Genomic DNA, 17,458 nt, shown 5'->3' with positions numbered 1-17,458 from the left:
GAGCGCGCTCCTGATGCGACCCTTGTACATACTAGTAGGTACAAGGAGCGGACCGCTGACGATACGCCCCGCCGGCCGGCCCGCGCTCGGTGACCGGCCGGCCCCTCGGTCACGCGGCCTCGGCCGCACCGACCCGGCGCGGGTCCGCGCACGCCGCCATCACGCCGGTGGCCGGGTCCAGGGTGATGCCCTCGAAGTTCCCGGTGAGCGCGTACCAGGGGTTGGTCACGCGCGTCCACAGGCGTTCCCGCCCGGCCCAGGCGCGGAACTCCCGCAGCACCTCCGGCGCGAAGCCGGCCTCCAGCAGGTTGCCGGGCTCCCAGCCCCGCTCGGGCGAGTGCGGACGGGCGCCGAACCGCGGCGCCTGCACGGACTCCTCGATCGTCATGCCGAAGTCCAGCAGGTTCACGACGTTCTGCAGCACACAGGCCACCAGGGACACCGACGGCGACCCGGAGACGAGTACCGGCCTGCCGTTCCGGAGGACGATGTTGGGCGCGAGGTAGACGCAGGCCCGCTCGCCCGGCTGCGGCATCACCCGCTGGAAGAAGGAGCCGCCTCCGGACAGCTGGAAACCCTCGGAGAACAGCCCGTTCACCCAGCCGGACGCCATGTGGGAGTGGGTCACCGAGGCGATGTCGCCGTCGCGGTCCACCACGGAGACGTGGATGGTGCCGGGGGTCGGCGGCGCGGCGCCGAGCGGAGGCCGGGACGACAACAGCGCCACCCTGGTACGGGCGTACTCCTTGGACAACAGCAGCGCGAGCCGCTCTCCGTCCTGCTCCAGGCCGTGCTGCCGGGGCGGCGCGTAGTACACGGTGTTGTGCACCTGGACCAGCAGTTTCAGGCACTCCGGTGACGCGGACGGCGGGCCGAGCCGCGCCACGTCCACGGTCTCCAGCATGTTGAGGGCCTCGACGAGCTGCGCGCCCCCGTCGTCCGGCGGCGGGGAGGCGACGACCTCGGCCCCGCGGTACGTGCCCCGTACCGGCTCCTGCAGGAGCACGCGGTACTGCTCGAAGTCCGCCGGCCCGATGACCCCGCCGTCGGAGCGCACGGTCGCGCAGAAGGCACGGGTGAAGTCGCCGAGGTAGTAGTCCATGCCCTCGTCGCGCAGCCGCTCCAGGGTGCGGGCGGCCCGCTCCTGCCGGATGACCTGCCCGGGCATCGCGAGGTGCCCGTCGGGGAAGAACACCTCGCGCATCTGCTCGGACGCGCCCAGATCGGCCTGCGCTCCGTACATGATCCCGAACAGGAACGGGTTGACCTCGAAGCCCTCCCGCGCGACCGCGATCGCGGGGGCGAGCAGGCGGGCGACCGGCAGACTGCCGAACCGGCGCCGTGCCTCGTCGAAGGCGGGCCACCAGCCGGGCACGGGAACGCCCCTCCCCCGCGTCAGGTCCGCCCCGGTGAAGTCGGGCAGCGGCGCCAGCGGCGCGTTGACGTTGCCGTTGAGGTACACGGTCGCGCCGTCGGCCGCCCTGCGGTGCAGCATGCTGAGTCCGCCGGTGAGCGACGTCATGTGCGGCTCCACCACCAACTGCGCGGCAGCGGCGGTGAGCGCCGCGTCGCAGGCGTTCCCGCCCTCGCGCAGCACGTCGCGCGCGGCACGGGCCGCGATCGGATGCGAGGTCACCACCATCCCCGACGTGCCGGTGACCAGGGGTTTACGCCCATAACGGGCCGGGAGCGCGGTGTCCATGTACTTCCTTCCGATGTTCGACACAGGGGTACGCGGCCGGGCGGGCCGGGTCCGGGCGCCCCCGCCGCCCGGACCCGGCTGCCGCCGGGGAGGCCGCTACGCGGCGGCAGGGAGCCCGCGCGCCTCGTCGATGGCCTTCGGCAGCGCGAAGCCGGCGACGAGCGCGGAGACCAGGCAGAAGAACGTCATGTACCAGCCGAAGGACACGTCCGTGCCGGTGAGCCCGTGCAGCCAGGCGGCGAGCAGCGGCGCGGTGCCGCCGAGGAGCGTCGTCCCGACGTTGTAGTTGAGGGCCGAGGCCGTGCCGCGCACGTGCGCGGGGTAGCTCATGACGTACGCGGTGGTGAGCGGCCCGCCGATGATGTTGTTGATCACGGTGAAGACGACCACGGCGATGAAGGCGAGGACCACCGAGCCCGACTCGATGGCGAGGAAGGTCGGCACGGTGAAGATGACGAACACCGAGTAGCCCGCCACCAGCAGCCGCCGTCCGCCGTGCCGGTCGGCCATCCGGCCGCCCCAGATCGCGGCCGGAGCTCCGACGATGTACGTGAGGATGGCGGCCAGCAGTGCCTGGTCCTCGCCGAAACCGTTCTGGACGAGCGCGGTGACGAAGTAGCTCTGGATCACGAAGGAACCGATCCGCTGGCCGGCCCCCAGACCGATCGCGCGGAGCATGTCGAGCCAGTGTTCGCGCACCGCCTCCCGGAACGGCGTCTGCTTGACGGTCTCCGCCTTCGCCTGCGCCATCACCTGCTGGAATTCCGGGGTCTCGGTGACATGCCGGCGGATGTAGATGGTCACCAGCGACAGCGGCGCCGCCAGGAGGAACAGCACCCGCCAGCCCCAGGAGTCGAAGGCGTGCTCCGGGACGGCCAGGATCATCACGTACGCGACGACCGAGGCGAGCAGCGGGCCGAGCGAGGTGGAGCCGACGCACAGCCCGGACAGGTAGTTGCGGCGCCGGTCGCCGTGCTCCAGCAGGAAGTCGGCGGCCGCGGTGTACTCGCCGCTGGCGCCGACGCCCTGGACGACCCGGCACACGGCGAGCAGGGCGGGCGCGGCGACGCCGATGGCGGCGTAGGAGGGCAGCAGCCCGATGGCCACGGTCCCGACCGACATCAGCATGATCGTCAGCGTCAGGACGTACTTGCGTCCTTTGACATCGCCGATGCGGCCCATGAGAGTGCCGCCGATCGGGCGGACCGCGTACGACAGGATCAGGGCGAGGTAGGTCGAGATCAGGCCCGCCGTGGAGTCGCCGCCGGCGAAGAACCGCCGAGCGATGATCACCGCCAGGATGCCGTAGAGGGCGTTGTCGTACCACTCGACGGTGTTGCCGAGGACGGCGGACAAGAGGATCCGGCGCCATGAGATGGCGGTCGGCGGGGCTCCGGTGTGGTCGCGGGCGGGACCGGAGGCGGGAGTGCCGGCGGAGTCGCCGTTGGACGGCGCTGCGGTGTGGCTCACCGGACCTCTCCTTTCTGGGGTGGGGGGAGATGCCGGCCCGCGGTGGCGGGCCGGTGGGCCGGGACGAGGGTGCGGTGTGGCCGGAATGGCCGGAATGGGGGGTGCGATGCGTCGGGACGGGCGATGCGGTGCGGTCGGGAACGGGGGTGCGGTGGTCGGGAGGGGAGGCGTGGCTCGGGGACCGAAGGTGCCGGGCCGGTGGCGCGGTCTCGGGGACCGAAGGTGCCGGGCCAGTCGCGCGGTCTCGGGAATGAAGGTCCAGGTGTGCGCTCCGGGGGCGCGGAAGGTGAGGCGTGCGCCGCGGCGCCGGGTCAGGCCTCCTCGGCGGTGAGGGCGACCTCGCCGTAGTGCTCGCGCGCCTGCTCGGGTGAGATCACCTGCTCGCGGATGTCGCGCCGCACCTGTTCGGGCGAGCGTTCGGCCGGGTCACCGTAGCCGCCGGCGCCGGCCGTCACGATGCTCACCCGGTCGCCGGGCTGCAGCACGGTGTGGCCGTGCACCACGGGCCGGGCTCCGTCGCTGAGCTCGACGCGGGCACTGGCGCCGGGCCGTCCGCCGAACAGGCCCCAGGGCCGGGAGGCCCGCCGGCTGGTGTCCAGCCAGAACTGCACGTCGGAGTCCTCGACGCGCACGGTGCGGCGGATGCCCATGCCCCCGCGGTGCCGCCCCGCGCCGCCGGAGTCCTCGACGAGCTCGTACGCCTCGACGACCAGCGGATACTCGGTCTCCAGCGACTCCACCGGAAGGTTGGAGGTGTTGGTTACGTGCACCTGCACGCCGTCCAGGCCGTCCTTGGTCGCGCGGGCGCCCGAACCGCCGCCGATGGTCTCCAGATAGACGAAGTACCGGCCGGTGCGGGAGTCCAGCCCGGAGAAGTGCACTCCGGTGTTCGCGCCGTTGGCGGCGGCGGTCACCCGCTCGGGCACCGCCGGTGCCAGGGCGCCGTGCACCAGGTCGACGACGCGCTGGCAGGTCTCGGTACGGCCGTTGACGGCGGCGGGCTCGACGCAGTTGACGATGGAGCCGAGCGGCGCGTCGATGCGGATCGGGCGGTGCAGGCCCGCGTTCGAGGGGATGTCGGGGTCGACCAGGGTCTTCACCGCGTAGTAGACGGTGGCGTACAGGGCCGTCCACACCATGTTCACCGAGGCCCGGACCTGGTCCGGGTTGCCGGCGAAGTCGAAGTGCAGCTCGTCGCCGGTCACCGTGACCGTCAGCCGCAGCTCGAGCTCGTCGTCCAGCTCGGGGCAGTCGAACCGGTCACGGAAGGCGTAGGTGCCGTCCGGAACCTCGGCGATCGCGGCGCGGGTGCGGCGCTCGGTGTAGTCGAGCAGCGCCGCCGCGGTGGCGATCATGGTGTCGCGGCCGTAGCGCCCGGCCAGCTCGGTGTACCGGGCGGTCGCGAGCCGGTTGGCGGCGAGCTGGGCGCGGAAGTCGGCGCGCCGCTCGGCCGGGACCTGGCAGTTGGTGAGGATCAGCCGGAAGACGTCCTCCTGGATCCTGCCGTCGCGGGCGAACCGCACCGGCGGGATGCGCAGGCCCTCCTGGAAGATGTGGGCGTGGCCCCGGTCCCCGAAGTCGGCGTGGTGGGCCAGGTTGGCGGCCCAGGCGGTCAGCAGGCCGTCCACGAACACCGGCGTGACCAGCACCATGTCGGGCAGGTGGGAGCCGCCGCCGGAGTACGGGTCGTTGCTGATGAAGGTGTCGCCGGGAAGGATCTCCTCGACGGGGAAGCGCTCCAGGACGGCGGAGACGACGCCGATCAGCGAGCCGAGGTGGATCGGCGAGGCCTGCTCGGACTGCGCCAGCATGTGGCCGTCGGCGCCGAACAGGCCGGCGGTGCAGTCCCGGCGCTCCTTGATGTTGCTGGAGTAGGCGGCGCGCACCAGGGTCTCGCCCATCTCCTCGACGATGGAGGACAGGGCCGAGCCCATGACCTCGACCAGCACGGGGTCCGGTGCGGCGGTGCTCTTGGCGTTGGCGTTCATTGCGTTCCTCGGGGCGGGCCGGAAGGCGGGTCGGGTCAGGCCGTGGCGGCGACGGGCTCGGCGATGGCGACGACGAGGTTGGAGTGCTCGTCGACCGTGAGGGTGTCGCCGGGCAGCAGGAGGGTCGTGGTGTCCATCTGCTCGACCACGGCCGGTCCCGTGACACGGTTGCCGGGGCGCAGCCGGTCGCGCCGGTAGATGGGGACGGGCGTGAAGCCGCCCAGCTCCGGCAGGTACACCTCACGGCTGCCGGCGACCGCGGCGGAGGCGTCCTCGCCGGCCGGCTCCTGCCGGGCCGGCGCGGCCTTCGGGACCGCGCCCACGCCCTGGACCCGGAAGGTGACGATCTGGACGGGCTCCTCGGCGGAGGAGTAGCCGTACATGCGCTCGTGCTCGGCGGCGAAGGCGTCGAGCACGCCGCGTACGGCGGCCGCGTCCAGCTCGCCATCGGGCACCGGCACCGCGATCTCGTAGTTCTGGCCGACGTAGCGCAGCTCGGCGGTGCGCTGCAGGGCCCGGTCCGCCGCGGGGATGCGCTCGTCGTCGAACCAGGCGCGCGCTTCGGCGGCGAGCTCGGCGTACACCGCGCCGAGCCGCCCGGCGGAGTCCTCGTCCAGCGGCTGGATGCGCGTACGGGAGAAGTCCGCGCGCACGTCGGTCATGAGCAGGCCGAGGGCGGACTGCGCGCCCGGCGTCGGCGGGATCAGCACGGTGCGCATCCCCAGCTCGCGGGCGAGCCGGGAGGCGTGCAGCGGTCCCGCGCCGCCGAAGGGCACCAGGGTGTAGTCGCGGGGGTCGTAGCCGCGCTGCACCGAGATGACGCGGATCGCGCGGGCCATGTTCGCGGTGACCACGCGCAGGATGCCCTGGGCGGTCTCCTCGGTGCCCAGGCCGACGCGGGCCGCGATCCGCTCGACGGCCGCACGGGCGGCGCCCTCGTCGATCCGCTTCCGGCCGTCCAGGAGGTACTCGGGGTTGAGGACGTGCAGCACCACGTTGGCGTCGGTCACCGACGCCTCGGCGCCCCTGCCGTAGCAGGCGGGGCCCGGGTCGGCGCCGGCACTGGCCGGGCCGACCTTGAGGTGACCGCCGGCGTCCACCCAGGCCAGGGAGCCGCCGCCGGCGCCGACCGTGTGGATGCCGAGCATCGGGCTGCGGATCGGCCGGCCGTCCAGCTCCATGCCGGTGGTGACCTTCGGCTCGCCGCCCTGCACCAGGGACACGTCGGAGGACGTGCCGCCCATGTCGAAGGTGATGATGTCGGGGTGCCCGGCGGCGGCGCAGATGCCGGCCGCTCCGACCACGCCGGTGCTCGGGCCGGACAGGACCATGCGCACCGGCAGCGCCTCGGCCGCTTCGAACGGGATGATGCCGCCGTTGGACTGGGTGACGTGCGGGACCACGGCCAGGCCCTGCTCCGCCAGCCGCCGGCGCAGGCCGGCCAGGTAGTCGGCGACGATCGGACCGACGTAGGCGTTGGTCGCCACGGTGGACAGCCGCTCGTACTCGCGGAACTCCGGCAGCACCCGGCTGGACAGCGACACGTACGCGCCGGGCAGCTCCTCGGCGAGGATCTCCCCGATCCGCTCCTCGTGTGCGGGGTGGAGGAAGCTGTAGAGCAGGCAGACCGCCACGGCCCGGACGTCCCGTTCGCGCAGCACCTTGGCGGCGGCCCGTACGTCCTGCTCGTCCAGCGGCGTCTCCACCCGGCCGTCGTGCCGGACCCGCTCGGTGACCTCCAGCCGCAGGTCGCGCGGCGCGAACGGGGCGGGCTTGTCGGCCTGCAGGTCGTACAGGCGCGGGCGGCGGCCGCGGCCCAGTTCCAGCAGGTCGCGGAAGCCACGGGTGGTGATCACGGCGGTCCGCACGCCGCGGCCGGTGAGCAGGGCGTTGGTGCCCACGGTCGTGCCGTGCGCGAAGTACGACACCTCGGCCATGGACCGGCCGCCGGCCTGCTCCAGGATCTGGCGTACGCCCTCGACGATGGCCAGCCCGGGGTCCTGGGGAGTGCTGGAGACCTTCCGCACGTGCACGGCCCCCGTCACCTCGTCATAGGCGACGACGTCGGTGAAGGTGCCTCCGGTGTCGACGCCGATGCGCAGTGTCATGTCGTTCCTCCGATGGTGCTCGCGTGGGGGTGCGGTCGTCCGGCGCCGGCCCGATCCCGGGCGTCCGCGCGGCCGGGCGCGGCGGGCGGACGGGACCGGGCGGCTCGGGCGGTTCCAGGGGGACGCCGTGGCCGAACCCGCCGTGCTCCTCGCAGGCGCGGGCCGCCGCCGCGGCGGCGGCGGCCAGGCCCGGCGTCGGATCCCCGCCGCCGGCGAGCGCCACCAGCAACGTGCCGATGAACGCGTCTCCCGCGCCGAGGCTGTCCACGACCTCCACCGGCCGCGCCGGCTGCCGCCACACGGTGGCGCCGTCGCTCAGCCAGGCCCCGTCGCGGCCCCGGGTGACCAGCGCCCAGTCGGCGCCGCGGGCCACGGCCTCGGCCAGCAGCCCGCGCACCTCCCCGTCGTCCAGGCCGGCTCCGGAGAACGCGGCGAGGTACAGGTGGGGCACCAGGTCCGGGGCCCAGGGCGCGTCACGCTGCTGGGAGAAGTCGAACGACACCCGGGTCCGCCGGGCGATCCGCGGAACCTGCTCGATCAGCGAGCCGCTGTAGGCGGTATGCACGATGTCGTGGGCGGCCAGGCCGGCGATCTCCGCGTCCGTCAGCCGGAAGCGGGAGACACCGTCGGACGCGCCCTCGAAGACCCGGTCGCCGTTGACCAGACCGATCTGGGCCCAGGCGTTCGGACCGGACGCGGTCCGCACCTCGCCGGTGTCGACGCCCTCCGCGCGCAACGCCGCGCGCACGGCCCGGCCGGCGGCGTCGTCTCCGGTCACCCCCAGATAGGCGGCGCGGGCACCGGCGCGCCGTGCGTAGACCGCGACGTTGACCGCGTTGCCGCCGGGGAACATCGTTCCCAGGTCAGGATAACGGTCGACCACGTTGTCGCCGATGCCGATCAGCCGCATCAGTACTCGACCCGGTACATGTAGCGGCGCTGGGCGGTGTTGTGGCCGCGCTCGGCGGCGCAGAAGTCGAGCAGCCGGCGGGAGGCGCTCGCCACGGCGAGCGGGCTGATCAGGCCGCGCTGCTCCTGCGGCACGCCCGGCAGGGTGAAGTCCTTCGAGTCCAGCACGGACCAGGTGCGGTAGTAGCGCTCGGCGAAGGCCACCGCCCGCTCGCCCATCGGCCGGGTGGCGTCCTCGCCCACCAGCACCAGCACGGGGTGGTCGCCGACGATCTCGAACGGGCCGTGGAAGAAGTCCCCGGCGTGGACCGCCGACGCGTGCAGCCAGTTCATCTCCTGCAGGTAGCAGGCGGCCAGGGCGTTCGCGGCGCCGAAGTTCGGGCCGGCGGCGAGCACGTACACCAGTTCGGCGTCGCGCCACTGGGCGCCGACGCGTGCCCCGAGGGAGGCGACCTCCCGCTTGGCGTCCGTGAGCGCCTCCGGTACGGCGGCCACGGCCCGCCAGGCCTGTTCGGCGTCCCGCAGGGATCCGGTCGCCTCCAGGAGGGCGAGGGCCACCTGCGTGAAGTGGATGGCCTTGGGCTCGGTGACGGTGACGTCGCTCGGGTAGTCGAAGAGCACGTCGGCCTCGTCGGCGAGCGGCGAGTCGCCGGCCCGTGCGATGCCGGCCACGGTCGCGCCGGCCTTCTTCGCCACCCGTACAGCCTCCAGCGTCTCGGGAGTGCCGCCGGAGTGGGAGGAGGCGACGACGAGGGAGGTCCGGTCGAGCCCGGCGAGCGGGCGGTGGATCAGCTCCGCGGCGGTCATCCGGTGCGACACGACCGCGCCGGTGACGCTCTCCATGAGGTCCTGGGCGGGGAAGGTCGAGTAGTAGGAACCGCCGCAGCCGATGAAGTACGCCGTCTTCAGCCCCTCCCCCACCAGGCGGGCGGCCAGGTCGCGCGCCTTGCCGGCCTGGGCGACGGTGTGCTCGAGGGTGGGGGTCAGGTCGTCGGACAGCGGGATCGGGTCGACGGCGACGTCCAGCATTCGGGGGGTCTCCTCGTACGAACGGGTTCATGTACGGCCCGCGACGGCGAACGCCGTACGGGGCCGGTGTCGGTTTCGCGGTTGATGGGTGAGAAGGTTCTCAGTCGCAGTGCTGAGAACCTTCTCAGCGGATCTAGACTGGTGTCAAGAGGTCCGCGGCCGCGGAGACCATCGGGAGCCGCGCCCAGTGGGCGGCGTCTCCCGGGGAACGACGTCTGGAGAGCAGAGGCAGCCACGTGCACAGCAAGGGGCAGACCGGCGGGCCGCCGAGCATCGTCGAGGTCGCACGGGCCGCAGGGGTCTCCACCGCCACGGCCGGCCGGGTCCTCGGCGGCTACGGCCAGGCCAGCGCGGCCTCACGGAAGAAGGTGGAAGAGGCCGCCAAGCGGCTCGGCTACCGGCCCAACGGGCTCGCCCGAAGCCTCATCCAGGGCTCGACCGAGACGATCGGCGTCATCGTCACCGACGTCGGCAACTCCTTCTTCGCCCAGGCCGTACGGGGCATCGCCGACGTGGTGCGGGCCGGGGGCTTCGAGATCCTCCTCGCCAACACCGACTCCGACCCCGAGGCCGAGCAGCGCGCCATCCAGGTCATGTGGGAGAAGCGGGTCGACGGCCTGATCATCGCGCCCGAGGGGCCGGACAGCGCCGGGCGGCTGCGCACCCTGGTCGACGGCGGCCTCCCGGTCGTCCTCCTGGACCGCCCGCTGCCGGCCCTCCCCGAGGTCGACCAGGTGCTCGTCAACAACACCGCCTGCGCCCGCAGGGCCGTCGACCACCTGATCCGCCTGGGCCACCGCCGCATCGCGGTGGTCAGCGAGGCGTCCCGCGACTTCTCCCGGCTGCTCGACCCCTCCGTGGACGGCGACGGGGAGCGGCCCAGCGCCGCCCGGCTCGCCGGATACCTCTCCGCGCTCCAGCGCGCCGGTATCCGGCCGGATCCCGACCTCGTGGTGCAGGCCCCGTACGACCGGGCCGCCGCGGAACGGGCCACCGCCCGGCTGCTGCGCCGCGACCCGTCCGTCACCGCCCTCTTCTGCACCGACAACATCCTCACCTCGGGCGCCCTCGCCGCGGTGCAGCGCAGCGGCCGCGCCTGCCCCGAGGAGATCTCCCTGGTCGGCTTCGACGACCAGGAGTGGACGACTCTGGTGCGCCCCCAGCTCACGGTGGTCCGGCAGCCGCATCGCGAGCTCGGAGCCGCCGCCGCGGAGCAGTTGCTCGCGCGCGTGCACGCGCAGCGCGAGGGCGGCGGCCCGGCGGACGACGAGGCCGTGCACCTGCGGCTCCAGGCGAAGCTGGTGCGCAGGGCCTCGACCGCGCCCGCCCCGGCGAGTGGCGCGTGACGGCCGGGCACCGGAGGCGTCGAGCGGGCGGCGCATGGCCGCCGGAGACCAGAGGCGTCGAGCGGAAGGCAGAGGGTGGAGCATGCTTCGGTACGCGGTGATCGGCGGCGGGATCGTGGGAGCGGCCCTGGCGGACCGGCTCGCCGGAGAGGGCGCGTCGGTGACCCTCCTGGAGCAGGACCGACCCGGCCGGGCGACCAGCCGGTGGAGCCTCGCCTGGCTCAACGCCGCCGCCAAGACGCCGGAGGCCTATCACCGGCTCAACGCCGACGGCATGCGCGCCTGGGCCCGCCTGGCCGCCGAGCTGGACGGCCACGCCTGGTACCGGCCGGTCGGCAACCTGGAGGTCGCCGACGCCGGGCGACGGGACCGGCTGGAGGCCACGGTGACCCGGGCGCGAGCGTGGGGGTACGCGGCGCGCCTGGTCGACCGGGATGAGGCGGCCGGGATCGAACCCGCCCTGCGCCTGCCGGACGCGCCGGCGCGGGACCTGTCCTTCGCCTGGTTCCCGGAGGAGGGCTACCTGCTGACCGAGCCTCTGGTGGAGCGGCTGGTGGCGCGAGCCCGCCGACGCGGGGCGCGGGTGCACACCGGCGACGCCGGGCGGGTCACCGGACTCCAGCGCGCCGGCGAGGCCGCGTGGGGCGGTGGGACCGAGCGCGCAGGCGAGGCGGGGCAGGTCACCGGAGCGAAGGGCCCCGGTGACCGGATCATCGGGGTGCGCACCGCCGCGGGTGACCTGGTTCCCGCCGACGTCGTCGTCTGCTGCGCCGGACGCTGGACCGCCGGGGTCGCCGCGATGGCGGGGATCCGCGTCCCGATCGTCGATCCGGAGCCGCCGGGCTCGACCGCGCCGGGGTTCGTGGTGCGGGTCGGCCCGGTCGAGGTCCCGCCGACGCGGGTCCTGCACACGCCCGGCGTGCACCTGCGCCCGCACGGTCCGCACACGGTGCACCTGGAGGCCGGGGACGTCACGGCGGACCTGCACACTCCCGAGCCCGTCCTGCGGGACCTGGCGGACACGCTCCTGGAGCGGGCCCGGCGCGTCGTGCCGAGCCTGCGCGAGGCCCGTGTGCAGGAGTACCGGGTGTGCGTGCGGCCGATGCCGGCCGACGGCATGCCGGTGGCCGGGGCGGTCGGCGCCGTCCCCGGCCTGTACGTCGTGGTGACGCACAGCGGCGTCACCCTCGCCGCGCATCTCGCCGAGCTCGTGACCCGGGAACTGCTGGAGGACGTTCGGCTGCCGGAGCTGGCCCCCTACCGGCTCGAGCGCTTCACCGAGGACTCCGGCCGCGCGGCGTCCTGACGTCCGTGGTCCGTGGCCGGGTGGCCGGTCGGCCGCTTCGGGTTGCCCGACCCGATGGCGACTGCCCCACCTCGGTACGCGTCAGCGGTCCCGTACGCGTACGCCCATGGCCGGCAGGCCGATGAGCGACCGCGCCCATGGTGTGGCGTTGGACATGATCCTCGCAGAGCCGCCCGAACGAGCGAGACCTTGTCGCCCACGGACACGGCCACGCTCGGGCCCGTTCGCCGAGTGCAGGAGAGGAGTTATTTCGTCCAGACTGCCTTTGCTCCGCTATGGCCGGCGAGCACGACCTCGACTACGCCTCCGACGCCGCCTACCAGTGCCATGACGGCGAGGACGACCGTCACGATGGGCAACCACCGCGGTCTGGGCCCGGCTGTTCCACCCGGCGATCGGGGCGTCCGCCGAAGGCGGTAGATCAAGAGACAGATGCCCGCGACGGACAGCCATAGCACGATGGCGAACGGCAGGACCTGCTCGCCCTGCTTCGCGTGGGCCTCGACGAGTTCGCTCTCCCCGACGCGTTCCTCGAGGGGCTCGCCGCTCTGTGTCGTCAGTGGCACGGCGATCAGGCCGATGGTGGCGACGAACAGGACCGCCGGCCACAGGCGGCGCGCTGCGGCGGGCCAGAATGCCATGAGGATCGCGCCGAGCGCCGCCAGCGGCACGCAGACCACGACGGCGTGGGCGACCAGAGGATGGAGCGGCAGGCCGAAGACCATGTCCGTCTCCTACCCCAGTGGATTCAACAGGCGGCAAACACACCTAGCCGCCATTGCCGATGAAGCGATCACAACGGCCGGACGGTGAAGGTCTTCGATGCTCACGGCGACCCGGCCAGACGATGTCCGCGCGTTCCGCCTAGGCCCGCACCAGGGGTGATCTGTCCAGGATGATGATCCCGGTGACGGCCAGGACTCCTCCGAGGATCTGGACGACCAAGGCGCCAGAAGAGGCGAGACGTTCCTGGAAGATCAGTGTTCCCATCAGGACGGCGCCGATCGGCTCGAGGGTGTCGATGAGGGGCAGGCTGATCGCCAGTGACCCCGCCTGGTAGGAGCTTTGGGCGAGCAGCAGCCCCGTACCACCGATGACGAGCAGCGCGTACGGTTCCCAGTGGCGCAACGCGGCCCAACCGTCGTGGCGCAGCAGATCGGCGGCGGCCTTGGTCAGGGCGTCGAGCAGGGCGAAGAGCAGCCCGGCGGCGGCCGCGTACATGCCCGCCCGACGACGGCCGGAATTGCGGAGCCCGGCCGAGACCAGCACGGTCACCAACGATGCGGTGACCAGCAGGAGCGGCAACCAGCCCCATAGCCCTGGTGCGGCCACGTCGGCGGTACGAGGCAGCACCGTCAAGAAGGCGGCCACACCGCCCGCGGTGCATGCCGCGCCGGCCGCCTCGATCGGGGTGAAGCGCTGTCCACGACGCCAGGCGACCAGCGGGAGAGCGAACAGCAGGTCGGTGGAGGCCAGTGGCATCACGAGCACCAGGGAGCCGAAGGCCAGGGCGACCCCCTGGATGAAGTACGAGGCAACCGACATGCTGATACCGACCAGCCACAGCGGCCGGTGCGCCAGCGCCCAGAGCAGTCGCGGTCGCAGGGATTGGGCTTCGGGCATCGAGGAAGCCGTGGCCTGCTGCACGACGGCGGCGACGCCGAAACAACACGCCGCCAGCAGAGCGGTCAGCACAGCGATGGCAATGGCCACGCTCACAGCATGCTCGCTGGTCGCCGCGGGTGCACGTACCGTCGGAAGCGTGATGGGATTGACCAGCGCCCAGGTCACCGAGCGGGTGGCGCGCGGTCAGGTCAACGATGTTCCCGCCCGGTCCTCCCGCTCGACCGCCGCGATCGTGCGCGCCAACGTCTTCACTCGTTTCAATGCGATCATCGGCACGTTGTTCGCCATCGTGCTGGTGGTCGGCCCGATCCAGGACGGCCTCTTCGGTCTGGTGGTGATCGCCAACACCGGGATCGGGATTCTGCAGGAGCTGCGCGCGAAGAAGACCCTGGACGCGCTGGCCGTCATCGGTCAGGCCAGGCCCGTCGTCCGCCGTGATGGCGCGCCCGTCACCGTTCCCGTCTCCCGGATCGTGCTGGACGACGTGATCGAGCTCGGCAGCGGTGACAAGTGCGTCGTCGACGGCACCGTCGCCCACGCTGACGGGCTGGAGATCGATGAGTCGCTGCTGACCGGCGAGCCCGACCCCGTCTCCAAGCATCCCGGCGATGCGATCCTGTCCGGCAGCTTCGTGGTGGCCGGCAGTGGCGCCTACACCGCTACCAGGGTCGGCCGCCATGCGTATGCCGCCCAGCTCGCCGAGGAGGCCGGCCGCTTCACCCTGGTACGTTCCGAACTGCGCTCCGGTATCAGCCGCATCCTGGCGTACGTGACGTGGATGATGATCCCCGTCGCGGTCGCACTGATCATCGGCCAGCTGTACCTGTACCACCATGACTGGCGCCAGGCGGTACGGCGGATGGTCGGCGGCATCGTTCCCATGGTTCCCGAAGGCCTGATCCTGTTGACGTCGGTGGCCTTCGCGATCGGGGTGATCCGGCTCGGCCGCAGGAAGTGCCTGGTCCAGGAACTTCCCGCGATCGAGGGACTGGCCCGGGTGGACACCGTATGCCTGGACAAGACCGGAACCCTCACCCAGGGCGGCATGCGCGTCACCGACCTCATCCCGCTCGACGGCGCCGACGCGGCGCGGCCGGGCCCCGCGCTGGCCTGTCTGGCCGCCGCCGACCCGCGTCCCAACGCCAGCCTGCAGGCCATCCTCGACGCCTACGGACATCAGCGCGACGGCTGGAATTGCGCCGCGTCACTGCCGTTCTCCTCCGCCCGCAAGTACAGCGCGGCCGTACTCGACGACCCCGACGGCCGACGCAGCACCTGGCTGCTGGGTGCCCCCGACGTCCTGCTGCCCACGGGCGACCCGCACCTGGCGGCGGCCGACGCCCTGGCCGCTCGCGGCCTGCGTGTCCTCCTGCTCGCCCAGACCACCAAGGGGCTGGATGATCCCGCCCTGGCCCGCCACGACACCCCCGCGGCCCTGATCGTCCTCGACCAGCAGGTGCGCTCCGACGCTGCCGCCGCACTGCGGTACTTCGCCGACGAGGGCGTCACCGCCAAAGTCATCTCCGGCGACAGCGCCCTGGCCACCGGAGCGATCGCCGCACGGCTCCGCCTGCCGCACGCCGAGCACCCCCTCGACGCCCGCCGGCTCCCCGCCGACACCGCGCGGATGGCCGAGGCGGTCGAGAAGGCCACCGTCTTCGGACGCGTCACCCCGCGGCAGAAACGCGACATGGTGGAGGCCCTCCAGTCACGTGGTCACACGGTCGCCATGACCGGCGACGGCGTCAACGACGTCCTCGCCCTGAAGGACGCCGACATCGGTGTCGCCATGGGAACCGGCAGCGACGCCACCCGCGCCGTCGCCCAGATCGTGCTCCTCGGCAACGACTTCACCGCTCTGCCCGCCGTGGTCGCCGAAGGCCGGCGGGTCATCGGCAACATCACACGAGTCGCCAACCTCTTCCTCACCAAGACCGTCTACGCGGTCCTGATCGGTCTGCTCGTGGTCATCTGGCGGGTGCCCTACCCCTTCCTGCCCCGCCACTCCACGTTGTTGTCGACCCTCACCATCGGTGTCCCCGCCTTCTTCCTGGCGCTGGCTCCCAACACCGAACGCGCGCGCCCGCATTTCGTCCGCACCGTCATGCGGTTCGCCCTGCCCAGCGGGATCATCGCCGGCACCGCGACCTTCGCCACCTACCTGATCGCCCGCCATCACTACCGCGGTACGACCGCGACGGCCGCGGCCACCAGCGCCGCCACTTTGACGCTCTTCCTGATCTCCTTGTGGGTGCTGGCCATCATCGCCCGTCCCTACACGCGATGGCGCGCGATCCTGGTCGCCGCCATGGCCGTGGCCTTCGCCGCCGTGCTCGTCGTTCCCTGGCTGCAGCACTTCTTCGCCCTGAGACTGGTCGGGTTCGAGCTCCCCTGGACGGCCGCCGGCATCGCGGTCCTCGCCGCGGCGGCACTCGAGGTGGCCTGGAGACGAACCCGGCGCGCCGGATCTCAGGGGGCGAGGGAGAAGTAGCCCTGCCCCAAGGCACGAACGCAGGAAGTGTCCTAGACCTCCGCGCCGATGCGCCGGGCGAGTCCCGGATCGAGGGGATAGACGCGCTCGGGCGGGAGCAGAGCCTTGGCCTTCGCCGTCTCGCCGTCATGAAGCAGCCGCTGGATCGTACGGACCCGTGGGGTCATGTCCTGGATGTCGAAGATCCAGTCGTCGGCGTACCGGTCGATCACGTGCCGGCTGAGGCCGACCTGGATGCTGCGGGCGTCGAGGGGCTGTCCGCGCAGCGTCCGTTCGGGATCCCACTGGACGCGGACACGGGCGTGCTTGAACGCGGCACGCCATTCGGCGCTGTCGCGGTAGAGCCGCCGGTCGGCGTGGGTCAGCACCGCCTGCGACAGCGCCTCCTCCCAACCCTGCCGGCTGATGCGAACGGCCAGGATCACCTCTTGGCCCGGCTTGCGCGCCCAGTCGCTGCGCGCCATCAGCCACAGGAACGACGGCTTGATCCACGTCATGCGCGTCCGCGAGAACGGCGGCACGAACCGCCCCTGCTCGGCCGCCGGCCGCCCGATCTCCGGCCGGTACGCCTGGTACACGACGATCGACTCCTGATCGTGATCGGCCCTGATCTCGTAGGTCCGCATGAGACGCCACGATGACGGCTCAGCACACCACGAACAACCGGTTTTCGCGCGGCGACGGGGACCCCACCGCTCAGAAGGTCACGTCGAACCACACGATCCGGCCGCTCGCGTCACCGCTGACGCCCGAGTCGGCGGCGAGCATCCGGACGATGTGCAGGCCGCGCCCGCCCTCGGCGAAGTCCGGTGCCCCGTCCGCGAAACGCGGCTCATTGCTCGGGTGGCCGCCGTCGACGACCTCCACGCGGATTCGATCCTCGTCGACCTCGTCCACGATGAGGGAGACGCCCGTCGAGGCGGCGTACTTGATGGCGTTGGTGACGAGCTCACTGGTCAAGAGCTCGATGTCGCGGAAGGCACGGTGATCGCGGCCGAGCAGGCCGGCGAGCCAGCACCGTGCCTCGGCAACGGATTCCGGCGCGCTGCGGAGATCCGTACGCCCGAGCACGCGCCTCACCGGGCTACCGCATCGAGCCGGTCGGCGATCCAGCGGGCCGCGCCGTGGACGTCCGTCACCGGGCCGATCGCCCATGGTGCCTCGCCGTGCCACCAGTAGTGGACCGCCCCAGCCAGGACGAAACCCCGCCGTCTGGCGCTGATCGCCTCGAGCACGGGAAACGGGCGTCGCTGCTCCTGTACGACGACGGTGACCCGGTAGGTGCGGCGAAGCTCCGCCGCCAGACCCTCCAGCCGCCTGACCATGAGCGCCGCTCGATGCGGAGCCTCTGTCATCGCGCTCTTCCTCTCGGATCGACTCGCTACGGAAAGCAGTTGATGGCAAACTCTCCGTAAGGATGCGCTCGCCACCGCTTAAAGCGCAAGGCATGCGAACGCATGCACCGCAAATTCCGTACAGCGCC

General features: G+C 72.5%; 14 protein-coding genes. 3 read left to right on the top strand and 11 right to left on the bottom strand.

The features are described from left to right. Positions 1 to 109 precede the first annotated feature (109 nt). The 6 genes from NE234_RS26350 to NE234_RS26325 form a co-directional block, all read right to left on the bottom strand. A complete protein-coding gene (locus tag NE234_RS26350; protein WP_252783322.1) occupies positions 110 to 1,702 on the bottom strand; it encodes a gamma-glutamyltransferase in 1,593 nt (530 codons plus the stop codon). Positions 1,703 to 1,798: 96 nt separating this feature from the next. Next, positions 1,799 to 3,172, bottom strand: a complete 1,374-nt coding sequence (locus NE234_RS26345) for an MFS transporter (RefSeq protein WP_252783321.1) — start codon at positions 3,170 to 3,172, stop codon at positions 1,799 to 1,801. A 311-nt stretch (positions 3,173 to 3,483) separates the two neighbouring features. Next, on the bottom strand, positions 3,484 to 5,160 hold the full coding sequence (locus NE234_RS26340; protein ID WP_252783320.1) for a hydantoinase B/oxoprolinase family protein: 1,677 nt from the start codon (positions 5,158 to 5,160) through the stop codon (positions 3,484 to 3,486). A 35-nt stretch (positions 5,161 to 5,195) separates the two neighbouring features. Continuing rightward, positions 5,196 to 7,268: a hydantoinase/oxoprolinase family protein gene (locus tag NE234_RS26335; RefSeq protein WP_252783319.1), complete on the bottom strand. Its 2,073-nt coding sequence runs from the start codon at positions 7,266 to 7,268 to the stop codon at positions 5,196 to 5,198. Then, positions 7,210 to 8,178 carry a PfkB family carbohydrate kinase gene (locus tag NE234_RS26330; protein ID WP_252783318.1) on the bottom strand — a complete coding sequence of 323 codons (969 nt, stop codon included), beginning with the start codon at positions 8,176 to 8,178 and terminating at the stop codon, positions 7,210 to 7,212. Before NE234_RS26330 ends, NE234_RS26335 begins: the two co-directional genes overlap by 59 nt. After that, a complete protein-coding gene (locus NE234_RS26325) occupies positions 8,178 to 9,206 on the bottom strand; it encodes an SIS domain-containing protein (RefSeq protein WP_252783317.1) in 1,029 nt (342 codons plus the stop codon). The genes NE234_RS26330 and NE234_RS26325 overlap by 1 nt, the downstream gene beginning before the upstream one ends. A gap of 236 nt (positions 9,207 to 9,442) precedes the next feature. Here NE234_RS26325 and NE234_RS26320 point away from each other — a divergent pair, with 236 nt between their 5' ends. Both NE234_RS26320 and NE234_RS26315 read left to right on the top strand, forming a co-directional pair. Continuing rightward, positions 9,443 to 10,552: a LacI family DNA-binding transcriptional regulator gene (locus tag NE234_RS26320; RefSeq protein WP_252783316.1), complete on the top strand. Its 1,110-nt coding sequence runs from the start codon at positions 9,443 to 9,445 to the stop codon at positions 10,550 to 10,552. 82 nt (positions 10,553 to 10,634) lie between these two features. Then, complete coding sequence (locus tag NE234_RS26315) at positions 10,635 to 11,858, top strand: NAD(P)/FAD-dependent oxidoreductase (protein WP_252783315.1); 1,224 nt, start codon at positions 10,635 to 10,637, stop codon at positions 11,856 to 11,858. 245 nt (positions 11,859 to 12,103) lie between these two features. On the opposite strand, the gene NE234_RS26310 is transcribed toward NE234_RS26315, so the two are convergent. Continuing rightward, positions 12,104 to 12,583, bottom strand: coding sequence for a DUF2231 domain-containing protein (locus tag NE234_RS26310; protein WP_252783314.1), 480 nt, complete (start codon positions 12,581 to 12,583; stop codon positions 12,104 to 12,106). 139 nt (positions 12,584 to 12,722) lie between these two features. After that, the gene (locus NE234_RS26305) at positions 12,723 to 13,571 is read right to left on the bottom strand and encodes a DMT family transporter (protein ID WP_252783313.1); all 849 of its coding nucleotides are present in this window, start codon (positions 13,569 to 13,571) and stop codon (positions 12,723 to 12,725) included. A gap of 52 nt (positions 13,572 to 13,623) precedes the next feature. On the opposite strand from NE234_RS26305, the gene NE234_RS26300 reads away from it, so the two are divergent. After that, a complete protein-coding gene (locus NE234_RS26300; protein WP_252783357.1) occupies positions 13,624 to 15,975 on the top strand; it encodes an HAD-IC family P-type ATPase in 2,352 nt (783 codons plus the stop codon). A gap of 32 nt (positions 15,976 to 16,007) precedes the next feature. Here the strand turns inward: NE234_RS26300 and NE234_RS26295 are convergent, their stop codons facing one another. The 3 genes from NE234_RS26295 to NE234_RS26285 form a co-directional block, all read right to left on the bottom strand. Then, entirely contained in the window at positions 16,008 to 16,601 is a 594-nt protein-coding gene (locus NE234_RS26295) for a DUF4291 domain-containing protein (protein ID WP_252783312.1), read from the bottom strand. Between the two features lie 70 nt (positions 16,602 to 16,671). Then, the gene (locus NE234_RS26290) at positions 16,672 to 17,055 is read right to left on the bottom strand and encodes an ATP-binding protein (RefSeq protein ID WP_252783311.1); all 384 of its coding nucleotides are present in this window, start codon (positions 17,053 to 17,055) and stop codon (positions 16,672 to 16,674) included. Further along, positions 17,052 to 17,330, bottom strand: a complete 279-nt coding sequence (locus NE234_RS26285) for a hypothetical protein (RefSeq protein ID WP_252783310.1) — start codon at positions 17,328 to 17,330, stop codon at positions 17,052 to 17,054. The genes NE234_RS26290 and NE234_RS26285 overlap by 4 nt, the downstream gene beginning before the upstream one ends. Between the last annotated feature and the right edge of the window lie 128 nt (positions 17,331 to 17,458).

The organism is Actinoallomurus rhizosphaericola, assembly GCF_024055675.1.
GTDB lineage: Bacteria > Actinomycetota > Actinomycetes > Streptosporangiales > Streptosporangiaceae > Actinoallomurus > Actinoallomurus soli.
This window is presented reverse-complemented; position numbering and strand designations above follow the sequence as displayed.